General features: G+C 66.4%; 11 protein-coding genes. 4 read left to right on the top strand and 7 right to left on the bottom strand.

Going from position 1 to position 11628, the window contains the following annotated elements; all coding sequences use genetic code 11:
• Nucleotides 1-47: 47 nt before the first annotated feature.
• The gene (locus AC1D1G_RS11630; protein ID WP_477952226.1) at nucleotides 48-1373 is read left to right on the top strand and encodes an MFS transporter; all 1326 of its coding nucleotides are present in this window, start codon (nucleotides 48-50) and stop codon (nucleotides 1371-1373) included.
• Nucleotides 1370-3139 (top strand): CocE/NonD family hydrolase, encoded by a 1770-nt coding sequence (locus AC1D1G_RS11625; RefSeq protein WP_477952225.1) that lies wholly within the window; start codon nucleotides 1370-1372, stop codon nucleotides 3137-3139. Before AC1D1G_RS11630 ends, AC1D1G_RS11625 begins: the two co-directional genes overlap by 4 nt.
• 43 nt (nucleotides 3140-3182) lie before the next feature.
• Here AC1D1G_RS11625 and AC1D1G_RS11620 read toward each other — a convergent pair whose 3' ends face one another.
• The 7 genes from AC1D1G_RS11620 to AC1D1G_RS11590 form a co-directional block, all read right to left on the bottom strand.
• A complete protein-coding gene (locus AC1D1G_RS11620; protein ID WP_477952224.1) occupies nucleotides 3183-3767 on the bottom strand; it encodes a DJ-1/PfpI family protein in 585 nt (194 codons plus the stop codon).
• A 45-nt stretch (nucleotides 3768-3812) separates the two neighbouring features.
• Nucleotides 3813-5348, bottom strand: a complete 1536-nt coding sequence (gene couL / locus AC1D1G_RS11615) for a p-hydroxycinnamoyl-CoA synthetase (protein ID WP_477952223.1) — start codon at nucleotides 5346-5348, stop codon at nucleotides 3813-3815.
• A 54-nt stretch (nucleotides 5349-5402) separates the two neighbouring features.
• Entirely contained in the window at nucleotides 5403-6731 is a 1329-nt protein-coding gene (gene couT / locus AC1D1G_RS11610) for a p-hydroxycinnamate MFS transporter (RefSeq protein WP_477952221.1), read from the bottom strand.
• 128 nt (nucleotides 6732-6859) lie between these two features.
• The gene (couH, locus tag AC1D1G_RS11605) at nucleotides 6860-8026 is read right to left on the bottom strand and encodes a dihydro-p-hydroxycinnamoy-CoA dehydrogenase (RefSeq protein WP_477952220.1); all 1167 of its coding nucleotides are present in this window, start codon (nucleotides 8024-8026) and stop codon (nucleotides 6860-6862) included.
• A 116-nt stretch (nucleotides 8027-8142) separates the two neighbouring features.
• Nucleotides 8143-8298: a DUF6131 family protein gene (locus AC1D1G_RS11600; RefSeq protein ID WP_005263616.1), complete on the bottom strand. Its 156-nt coding sequence runs from the start codon at nucleotides 8296-8298 to the stop codon at nucleotides 8143-8145.
• A 31-nt stretch (nucleotides 8299-8329) separates the two neighbouring features.
• Entirely contained in the window at nucleotides 8330-8536 is a 207-nt protein-coding gene (locus AC1D1G_RS11595; RefSeq protein ID WP_005571421.1) for a hypothetical protein, read from the bottom strand.
• Nucleotides 8537-8593: 57 nt separating this feature from the next.
• On the bottom strand, nucleotides 8594-9130 hold the full coding sequence (locus AC1D1G_RS11590; protein WP_280784578.1) for a hypothetical protein: 537 nt from the start codon (nucleotides 9128-9130) through the stop codon (nucleotides 8594-8596).
• A 112-nt stretch (nucleotides 9131-9242) separates the two neighbouring features.
• On the opposite strand from AC1D1G_RS11590, the gene AC1D1G_RS11585 reads away from it, so the two are divergent.
• Nucleotides 9243-10148, top strand: a complete 906-nt coding sequence (locus AC1D1G_RS11585; protein WP_477952219.1) for a LysR family transcriptional regulator — start codon at nucleotides 9243-9245, stop codon at nucleotides 10146-10148.
• 125 nt (nucleotides 10149-10273) lie between these two features.
• Nucleotides 10274-11620 carry an MFS transporter gene (locus tag AC1D1G_RS11580; protein ID WP_477952218.1) on the top strand — a complete coding sequence of 449 codons (1347 nt, stop codon included), beginning with the start codon at nucleotides 10274-10276 and terminating at the stop codon, nucleotides 11618-11620.
• Nucleotides 11621-11628 lie beyond the last annotated feature (8 nt).

Genomic DNA, 11628 nt, shown 5'->3' with positions numbered 1-11628 from the left:
GGCCTCTCCGAACTCCCGGATGCCCTTCACATTCAGGTAGGAACCACATGACTTCCACATTCGACGGCCGCGCCGTACGCGCCCACACGAGCGTCCGGTCGCCCCACGCGCGCCGGGCAGCCCTGGCCTCCTTCGTGGGCAGCACCCTCGAGTACTACGACTTCTTCATCTACGCGTCCTTCTCCGCGCTCGCGTTCAACACCCTGTTCTTCCCGGATCTCGGTTCGTTCTGGGGGACCATCGTGTCGATGGCGACCATCGGGATCGGTTACGTCGTCCGGCCGCTCGCGGCCCTCGTCTTCGGGCACTTCGGAGACACGCTCGGGCGTAAGCGGATGCTGGTGGTGACGCTCGTGATGATGGGTGTGGCCACCTCGCTCATCGGCTGCCTGCCGACGTACGGGGCGATCGGCGTCGCGGCGCCGATCCTGCTGGTGCTGCTGCGGGCCGTCCAGGGTGCGTCGGCGGCAGGCGAGTCGGCGGGAGCCGCGTCCCTGGCGCTCGAACACGCACCCGCCCATCGCCGGGCGCTTGCGGCGAGCTGGGTGAACACCGGTGCCGCCGCGGGAATGCTGCTGGCGTCGCTGGTCGTCCTCGTGTTCTCCGGACTGCCCGAGGACGCCTTCCTCAGCTGGGGATGGCGTATCCCGTTCCTGCTCAGCATCTTCGTCGCACTCGCCGGGCTCGTCATCCGCCGGATGCTGCCCGAGAGCGAGGTGTTCGAGGAGGCCGTGTCGACCGGCGAACCGAAGGAGATGCCGGCGAAGGTGATCTTCCGCGACCACTGGCCGAGTGTGCTGCGGGTCGTGGGGTGTGGGCTGTTCGCGGTGGTCTCCACCATCTTCAGTGCCTTCGCCCTGTCGTGGGGCACCCACGAGGCAGGTGTGTCCCGGACCGTCATGGTCGGCGCGACCGTGCTCACCGCCGCACTCGCGCTCGTGGCCCAGCCCGCCGCGGGGATCCTCGCCGACCGGATCGGACGCAAGCCGATCTTCATCACCGGCAACCTCGTCTGCGCCGTCGCCATCTCCGGATTCTTCTGGGCGGTCAGCCAGCGTTCGACGGCGCTGATCCTGATCACGGCGTGCATCGTGATGGTGGCCGGCTACTCGCTCGTCAACGCCGTCGGTCCCGCGCTGTACGCCGAGATGTTCGAGACGCGCATCCGGTATTCGGGCATGGCGATCTCCGGGCAGCTGGCGCTGGTGGCCACCGGATTCGCCCCCACCATCGCCGCGGCTCTCGTCCGGCCCGGACCGAACGGCTGGATCCCGGTGGCCGTGTTCACCGCGTGCTGCTGCCTGGTCAGCGCGCTCACCACGCTCACGGTCCGGGAAACCTACCGGACCAGCACCACCGACCTCGGCAAATGACCGCACTCCCGTCGAAAGTGACCGAACCTGTGAAACACGATGTACTGATCGAGAACGACGTCGAGGCAACGATGCGGGACGGGGTGGTTCTGCGCTCGACCGTGTACCGCCCGAACGGATCCGGACGCTTCCCGGTTCTGCTCACCCGCACCCCGTACGGCCGCGACCTGTCCGTGAACTCGGGATACCTCAACCCCACCACCGTCGCGGCCGCCGCATTCGTCGTGATCATGCAGGACGTCCGCGGCAGGTTCGGCTCGGACGGCGAGTTCGTGCCGTCGGAGAACGAAGGTCCGGACGGTTACGACACGGTGCAGTGGGCCGCCGAACTGTCGTATTCGRCCGGCGCCGTGGGCATGTGGGGACGGTCCTACTTCGCCGAAACCCAGTGGCGTGCAGCCCAGGAGAAGCCGCCGGCCCTGCGCGGCATCGCCCCGGGCATCTCCGCTGGCGGCAATGCGCGGTCCGGTGGGCTCGTGCGCGGCGGCGCGGTGGAACTCGGTGCCCGGCTCGGGTGGGGGCACTATTCGGCCGGACCGGCCGAGATCGCGAAACTGTCCCGGACCGATCCCGCCCGCGCGGAACGCGAATGGGAGTCGTGGGCGCGGATCGATCGGGCGATGTCCGAGGACACGTTCCTCGACATCCTGCCCGTCCGCGACATGGCCGTGGACGCACCGGTGTTCTTCGCGTCGCCGATCGTCGAATCGCTGGGATTCCCGATCGATCACCCCACCCGCGACCTGTGGGACAGCGCGAGCGACCGGGCCGTCGACCTCCCCTCGCTGCACATCGGGGGGTGGTACGACATCTTCGTGAACAGCACCCTCGACCAGTACTTCGGCCAACTGGCGCACAGTGATTCCGGTGCGGCCCCCGCGCCGTACCTGATCGTGGGCCCGTGGAGTCACACCAACTTCTCCGGGCTCGGTGGCTCGGTCGTGTTCGGCAGTCCCGCGAACCAGGCGGTGCTCGACTCGGGTCAGGACCTGTCGTCGGTTCACGCGCAGTGGTACGCGTCGGTGCTCGGCGACGAGGAACCCGCCATGCCCCGCGTCCGGATCTTCGTGATGGGTGAGAACCGGTGGCGGAGGTACGACCGCTTCCCGGAACCCACGCGGACGGCCGAACTCTTCCTCGCTCCCGGCGGAACCCTCGTCGCGCAAGCGGAGGAAAGCGACGGGCGCGTCGACTACGACTACGACCCGGCGGATCCGGTGCCGACGGTCGGTGGGGCGACGATGATGCCGGGAACGTTCGCGCCCGGCGCACTGGAACAGAGCCGCGTCGAATCCCGCGACGACGTCCTCGTCTTCACCGGTGAGACACTCACCGAGCCGTTGACGGTGATCGGCCGGGTGTCCGCGACACTGTTCGCGTCGTCCAGCGCGGTCGACACCGATTTCGTCGTGCGACTGTGCCGGGTGACCGCGGACGGCACGTCGATCACACTCACCGACGGCATGGTGCGGGCCCGCTACCGCGACTCCTACCGAACCCCCGGGACGTACACGTCCACCGAACCGAGCCTGCTCGTGCCCGGGGAGGTGTACGAGTACGCGATCGACCTGTGGTCCACGGCCGTCACCTTCCAGCCGGGCGAGCGGATCCGGGTCCACGTGACGTCCAGCAACCATCCCCGTTGGGACCGCAACCTCAACACCGGCGAATCCGCCTACGAATCATCCGAATTCGTGGTCGCCCACCAGATCGTGCACACAGGGGAGCGCTACCCCAGCCGCGTGTCGCTGTCCGTGGTGCGCTGACGCGCCCGTGAGTACTTATTAACCGCGGGTGGTTGACAAGTACTCACAGGGGGCGAGGGTCGTACTGGATATAGCGGCGCACCTCGCGCGCCCGCTCCGCTCCGGCGAAGCGGGCGACGAGGTGCAATGCCATGTCGATACCCGCGGAGACACCGGCCGACGTGATCACGTCGCCGTCGTCGACGAATCGATCGTCCGGGCGCACGTCGATGGTCGGATCGATCTCCGCCAGCAACGCCAACGACGCCCAATGCGTCGTAGCCGGCCGGTCTTTCAGCAGGCCGGCTTTCGCGTAGACCAGGGAACCCGTGCACACGCTGGTCATCAACGGAACGACGGCGCGCTGCCGGCGCACCCAGTCGAGATGGGCGTCGTCGAGCAGTTGTGGCCGCGTGCCCTGACCGCCGGGATGGAGCAGCACGTCGAGGGGCGGCGCGTCGGCATGGGAATGATGAGAGCCCAGGACGAGGCCCTTGGCGCACTGCACACTCCCGCCCGACGCGGAGAGGCAGGACACGGTGTATCCGTCGTCCGGGTACATGCGCGTCCACGCGGACAGCACCTCCCACGGCCCGACGGCGTCCAACTCCTCGACGCCGTCGAACAACACGATCCCGATGTGCTTCATTCCATAATGCAAGCACGCTCGTGAGTACTTGTTAACCGCCCGCGGTTAAGAAGTACTCACAGGCTGCGAAGCGGCAAGCTTGCGCAGGTCGGGTTTGCGGATCTTGCCGGTGGCGGTGCGGGGGAGTGCCTCCGCGATCTGGATGGACGTGGGAATCTTGAACCCTGCGAGCTTTTCTCGCAGCCGGGCGCGCACCGTCTCCTCGTCGAGTGTCGTGCCGTCGTCGGCGACGACGAAGGCCATGCCGGTCTCACCCCACTTTTCGTGGGGGACGCCGATGACCGCCGCCTCCCGGATGCCGTCCAGTTTCAGGAGCGCCGCCTCGACCTCGGCGGGGTAGACGTTCTCGCCGCCCGAGATGTACATGTCCTTGTAGCGGTCGCAGATGAAGAGGAAGCCTTCGTCGTCGAAGTAGCCGGCGTCGCCGGTGTGCAGCCAGCCGTCGACGATGGTGCGGGCGGTCGCCTCGGGCTGATTCAGGTAGCCGAGCATCACGTTCGGGCCCTTGGCGACGATCTCGCCGATCTCGTGCGGTTCGGCGCTCGACCCGTCCGGGCGTACGACGTCGACGTCGGTGAAGAACGTCCGCTTGCCGGCGGAACCGATCTTGGTGCGCACGTCCGCACTCGACAGCATGGTCACCGACGGCGCGGTCTCCGTCAGGCCGTACGCCTGCGTGATCGCGACGTTCCGGTCCTGCCACGGGGAGATCAACGCTTCGGGTAGCGGAGCCCCGGCGACGCAGATGGCCCGCAGGCTGGACAGGTCGGCGTCCGCGAACCGGGGGTGGTGCCAGAGTTCCTGGATCATCGTGGGGACGGCGAAGAACGTGGTGATGCGTTCCTTCTCGATCGTGTCGAGGACGACGCCGGCATCGAACTTGCGCAGCAGCACCACGGTGCCGCCGTTGAGCAGTGTCGGCGTGACAGCGCCGCCGATCCCGCCGATGTGGAACAGCGGCGCCACCGACAGTGTGCGTTCCTTCGACGTCATGTCCTGGGCGAGAAGCTGGTTCAGTGCGTTCCACAGCATGTTGCCGTGGCTGAGCATGACGCCTTTCGGTGCGCCGGTGGTGCCCGACGAGTACATCAGTACGGACAGGTCGTCCAGGCCGACCTGTTCGTCGATGCGGGTGTCCGGCTGGCCGGCGCGCACGCCCTCGTACGTGTGGGTGGACCACGAGTCGCCCAGGCCGATCCAGGTGGTGACCGGGGTGTCCGACTGCGCCAGCTCCTGCGCGACGTCGGCCTGCTGATCGCCGAAGATCACTGTGGTGCAGCGTGAATCGCCGATCGCGTAGCGTGCTTCCTCCGCGGTGAGGCGTGCATTGAGCGGGAGATACGTGGCGCCGAGCAGCCCGGCAGCGAACATCACCTCGAGCGCCGCCGGGTCGTTGAACCCGAAGAAGCCGACGCAGTCACCCTTCTCGACGCCGAGAGCGCGCAGGCCGTGGGCGAGTCGGCGTGTCCGCAGTGCCATCTCCTCGTACGTGACGGCCTGACCGTCGAAGACGAGCGCCTCGTTCTTCGGCGTCATGGTGATGCGGCGCTCGAGCCACGAGCCGATGCCTTCGTTGTCCATGGTGACTCCTCGTTCTCTTCGAAACTACTCTCGAGCTTGTGGCGGGGTGGTGTGTCAGGCCGACGGGGTGTCGGCGGTCAGGTCGTTGTCCTTGCTCTCCTTCGTCGCGACGAGGAAGACGGCGCTGACCACGCACAGTGCGATGATGAACAGCCCGACCGGGAGGATCGATTTACCGGACGACGCGAACAGCGACGCCAGGATGACGGGGGTGAATCCCGCACCGATGAGGGTGGCCAGCTGATATCCGAGCGACGCACCGGTGTAGCGCGCCCGGGTGCCGAACTGCTCGGAGATGAACGCGGCCATCGGACCGTAGGTGGCCGAGTGGCAGATGGTGTAGCCGACGAAGGCGAGCGCGATGAACAGGAACTGTCCCGTGCTGAGCAGCAGGAAGAGGGGGTAGACGCTGAGGATCATCGCGCCGAGTCCCGCGAGCATGACCGGGCGGCGGCCGATCCGGTCGGACAGTCGCGCCGATCCGAGGACCAGGAAGATCGCGCAGAACTGGCAGAAGGAGAACGCCAGCAGCGCGTCGGACCGCGCGGCGCCGCTCGACACGGCGTACGTGATGGCGAACGTGGTGAACGCGGTTTGCATTCCGAAGCTCGCGATGCAGCTCATCGACGCCACGACGACCGCGCGGGGCCGCTTCAGGATGGTGACGATGGGCGGGGTGGTTTCCTTCTTCGCGGATTCCTTCAGCGCCGCCGTGAACAGCGGGCTCTCCGACACCTTGGACCGGATGAACAGGCCGAGGGCCAGCATGAACGCCGAGATCAGGAACGGGATACGCCAGCCCCAGGTCAGGAACTGCTCGTCGGGGAGGAGTGACACGGCCGCCAGCGCGAGCGTGCCGAGCAGTGCGCCGGTGGGGGCGCCCGCGTTGGTGAACGCCGCCGCGAAACCGCGCTTGCCGGATTCGGCGTGCTCGAGCGACATCAGCGCTGCGCCACCCCATTCGCCGCCGACGGCGAGTCCTTGGCAGACGCGGAGAAGGACGAGGATCACCGCGGCCCAGGAGCCGATCATTTCCGGTGGGGGAATGAGTCCGATCGCGAACGAGGCGATGCCCATGACGGTCATCGAAATCAGCAGCATGGCCTTGCGGCCGACGGTGTCCCCGAAGTGACCGAAGACGATTCCGCCCAGGGGGCGCGCGACATAGCCGGCGGCGAACGTTCCCATCGACGCGATGCTCGCGGCCAGGGGGGCCAGATCGGCGAAGAAGACCGGACCGAAGACGAGGGACGCTGCCGTGGCGTAGAGCAGGAAGTCGTAGAACTCGATGGTGCTGCCCAGGTAGCTCGACAGGATCACCCTGCGAACTTCCTTCTTGCGTTGGGTGGCCGACATGGTGCCGGCGGTGGCGGTGACCGTCATCGAAACTCCTTGGCCGAAGCGTGGGACAACAGAGCGGATCGCGTGTGTAGCGCGGATCACAATTAAACATTAATCATTGAACTTGTCAATGGAAGAGATCGCCAACGCTTCTGTGGTAACCGCACCCATCAGGCACGCGTGAGCGTGCGCCCGATGATTTCCTTCATGATCTCGGTGGTCCCGGCGTAGATCGACCCGCCGCGGCAGTCGAGATAGTCCTGGGCGACGTCGTACTCGCGCATGTATCCGTACCCTCCGTGGAGTTGGACCGCGCGCTGGACCACCCGTTGCTGCAGCTCGGTGACCCACCATTTGGCCATCGCCGCGGTCACCTCGTCGAGCGTGCCGTGGGCGGCGTCGAGGATGCAGCGGTCCGTGAAGCACTGCGCGATCTCGATCTCGGTGGCGAGCTCCGCGAGGTAGAAGCGGTTGGCCTGGAAGTCGGCCACCCGCCGGCCGAACGCCGTGCGGTCGCAGCTGTACGTCAGGGCCTGGTCGAACGTGCGTCGCATCGACGCCATGGACGTGACGGCCACGCTGAGGCGTTCCTGGGGCAGGTTGTGGCGCAAGTAGCCGAAGCCGTCGTTCAGCTCGCCCAGGACGTTCTCGCGGGGGACGCGGACGTCGTCGAACACCAACTCGGCGGTGTCCTGTGCGGTCAGGCCGACCTTGTGCAGCGGTCCGTTGCGGGTGAAGCCGGCCATCCCCTCTTCGACCACCAGCAGGCTCACGCCCTTCTTGCCCGCCACCGGATCCGTCTTGGCCACGACGATCACGAAGTCGGCGAGCATTCCGTTGCTGATGAAGATTTTGGTGCCGTTGAGGACCAGATCGTCGCCGTCGGGGAGGGCGGTCGTGGAGATCGCGGCCAGGTCGCTACCCGCGCCCGGCTCGGTCATGGCGATGGCGCCGATCTTCTCGCCGGTGCACAAGGGGGTCAGGAACCGATGCTTCTGCTCCTCGTTCGCCAGCGAGACGAGGTACGGCGTCACGAGGTCGTTGATGCCGGCCAGGCCCATCACCACGGCGGGGGCCCCGACGCGGCAGAGCTCCTCGATGGCGATGGCGTTGAAACGGAAGTCGTCGATTCCGCCGCCGGCGAATCGTTCCTCGACATTGATCCCGAGGAGCCCGAGCTTGCCGGCCTGACGGTAGAGGTCCCGGTCCACCTGTCCCGCCTCGGCCCAGTCGCGAAGATGCGGGGCCACGTCACGTTCGGCGAACCGGCGCACCGTTTCCCGGAACGCATCGTGATCGGCGTCGAAGATGGTCCGTTCCAGTGCAACCGAAGACATGCGAGGTTCCTTTCGACGGCACGCGTGCGGCGCACGCGTGCATACTCGAAAGGAACCTATCTATCAATCATTGATAATGTCAATGATTGATCATGTCCAACGGAAGGGCGCCGGCGTCAATACCAATACTTCCGCCCGCCGACCGCGCGGCCCGTCGTGCCCAGCAGTAGTAGCACGAGGCCGATGACGAGAAGGATGATTCCGATCGTCGTGAGGATGGAAATCCCCGCGACGAGGCCGATGACGAGCAGGATGATCCCGAGAACGATCACGGTCTTCCCTCTTTCGGTTGACGGTCTGGAGCTACTGACTCGGTTGCGGCACTTCACAATCGATCTTCGGGTTCACACCCGCATAGTTGAGTGGGCCGGCGATCACGGTGACCGCGATCGTTCCGGCGCTGGCGCAATCGGCCGTCGTGTCCTTGAAGTAACCGCGCTGCCACACGGCAACGGCGCCGATGATCAGCCAGATGATCACGATGAGCGTCACGAGCCGTCCGATACGCATTTCCGACCTCCCGTGTGGGCACCGGCGCCCGGCCGGTGCACGTGTCGTACTCGAACGCTATGTCGACGACGTGTCGGTCGGCTTCGCGTGTGCTCCGTGGGTATTCGTGGAGTCCGTGCCGCTGGGGCGACCGTTGGCAGGCCCTGCGCCCGTGGTGCGAGCGTCGGTGGCCCGAGTGTTCGTGGGCCCCGCTCCCGTGGTTCGAGCGTCGGTGGCCCTGGCGTCGTTCGTCGCCGTGTCCGTCTTCTTGACGTCGGGATCGAGCTCGTCGGCGCGCTGCCACTCGTGCTTCAGGTCATCACGCGACGTGGTCGCCGTATTCTGGTGCGTCTGCGCATCGACCTGCAGTCTCTTGGCCTCTGCCGCCTTGGCCTCGGCTTCTGCTTGAGCCCTTCTGGCGTTGGCTGCAGTTTCCTCCGCGATCGCCTCGCGCTTCTCGACGACGGACGTCTGCTCCTGCGCGTTTGCGCGGATGCTGTCGGCCTGCTGACGGTGGCGCTGGTTGCGCTTGCGCGATGCCGCAACGGCCAGCGCGATCAGGGCGAGAACGACGACGATCGCGACGATGATCCAGATGACAGTCATGGTGTCCATTGGCTACTCCCAGCGGTTGTGTTGTTAAGGTACCCCGCGCTGAAACCCGGCAAACAGACCGAGAGCCAATCGCAATCAACCGTCGTATTTCGACACCACATAGGGTGCGGGCATGGAGATCCGCTGGATGCGCGCGTTCCTCGCCGTAGCGGAGGTGTCGAACTACGGCCGGGCCGCCGAGTCGTTGCGCATAGCCCAGCCCGCGGTCAGCCAGCAGATCCAGCAGCTGGAGAGGCATCTCGGAGTGAAGCTGTTCGACCGCGGTACGAGACCGATTCGGCTGACCGCCGCGGGCGAGCAATTTCTCGAACCCTGCCGATCCGCGATGAAAGCCGTTGCCTGGGCCGAGCAGTCGGCGTCGGCGGGCAATCCCGCGGAGGAGGGCCGTGTGCGTGTCGGATTCAGCGGTGCCTACGGACAGTCGAAGCTGCCCCTGTTCGCTCGGACCGTGCGCAAGAGATATCCGAAGCTCGAGCTGGTTCTCGACGGGGCGAGACCGAGCGGGCTGATCCTCGACGACATCTATTCCGGCAAGCTCGATCTCGGTTTCGTCTCGGCGGCCCTGTCGCATCCCGAGATCCGGACGAGAGTGATCTCGGTCGAGCCTCTGGGGGCGCTGATCTACGCCGACCACCGATTGGCGAAACGCTCGGAGATCTCGCTGTCCGAACTGCGCGACGATCCGTTCGTCACCAACCCCGCGGCGTCGGGATCGACTCTGCGTCTGGACGTGCTGGCTGCATGCCACGACGCGGGGTTCACGCCGGAGATCGCGCAGGAAACGTCCGACGGAACGACGCTGACCGCGCTGGTGGCGGCGGGTGTGGGGGTCTCGCTCATTCCTGTCAGTTCCCATCGCACCGGAGCCGTCGACGCCGTCGTCGTGCCCACGGACGGCGGACGCCACCGAATCCGCGGTGCGCTGGCGTGGGCGGACAGGCCCCTGACACCGCTGCTCGAGACGGTCCTCGCCCTCGCGGCGGAGCTCATGCCGACGATCGACGGTGTCGATAAGTAGTTCTTATCGAAAGTATGCCAAGTTGATCTTGGACTGTGATGAAGGGGTTTGGCAGAGTCGTCGGCGCAGCGGTGGTGTGATCCGCGGCACGTCATCACCTCTACTCCGGTCCGAAAGGTCCTCCCATGAGCGTACGAGCTGGTTCTGCTGCGCACCCGGACGCGCAGCAGCCTGTCGGTACCCCGGCGAGTGTGCCCGCGCGTCAGCCGCGTAAGGCGGCCTTCGCGAGTTTCCTCGGCAGCTTCGTCGAGTACTACGACTTCTTCATCTACGGGTCGGCGGCCGCCCTGATCTTCCCGACGGTCTTCTTTCCGTCGGAGAGTCCGGCGACCGGCACGTTGGCGGCACTGGCGACATTCGGCGTCGGATACATCGCCCGCCCGATCGGGGCCGTGGCGCTCGGCCACTACGGCGACCGCATCGGACGCAAGCGTGTGCTCGTCTTCACGCTGGTCCTGATGGGTGTCTCGACGTTCCTCATCGGATGCCTGCCGGGGTTCGGGAGCATCGGGGTCGCGGCGCCGATCCTGCTGGTGGTCCTGCGGCTCATGCAGGGTGCGTCGGCGGCGGGCGAACAGAGTGGCGCCAATTCGCTGACCCTCGAGCATTCGCCGGAGGGTTCGAGGGCGTTCTACACCAGCTTCACGATGAGCGGCACCCAGGCGGGGCAGCTCATCGCGACCCTGGTGTTCATCCCCGTCGCCGCGCTGCCCGAGGGCATGCTGATGACGTGGGGGTGGCGAATCCCGTTCCTCGTCAGCGGAATCCTGACGATCGTCGCGCTGTTCGTCCGCCGGACGATGGAGGAGACACCGGTGTTCCGGGAGGCGGAACGCGACAACGAGCTGGTCGAGATCCCCGTCGTCGAACTGTTCAAGAATTATCGGCTGCAGATGCTCCGGGTGATCGCGTGCTCGCTCTTCGCCGTGTCGGGCACGATCATGACGGTCTTCGCGCTCGCCTACGGTACCGGTGAGGCCGGGCTCGAACGGCAGACCCTGCTGTGGGCGGGCGTCATCGCAAACATCATGCAGCTGTTCGCCATTCCACTCTGGGCGATGCTGGGAGACAGGATCGGCCGCCGGCCCGTGTATCTCGCCGGAATCGTCGGCGCCATCGCCGCGTTCTTCTTCTACTTCGAGGCGATGAGCATCGGTTCCGTTCCCCTGATCTTCGCGGTGTCGGCCTTGTTCGGTGCCGCCGCATCCGGTGTCAGCGGTGTCGGTCCGACCTTCTTCGCGGAAATGTTCGATACCCGAGTGCGGTTCTCCGGCATCGCCATCTCGACGCAGATCGGGTTCGCTTTCGCGGGCTTCGCCCCGAGCATCGGCTATGCGCTGCTCGGAACCGGCACGCACGGGTGGATACCGGTGGCGGCGTTCGGCTCCGTCTGCCTGCTGGTTGCCGGCCTCTCGGCGGTGACCGCCCCGGAGACGGGCAGCGTCGCGATCACCGACCTGGGCAAGAAGTAATCGATCCC

Source organism: Rhodococcus sp. P3_B8, assembly GCF_056402775.1.
This window is presented reverse-complemented; position numbering and strand designations above follow the sequence as displayed.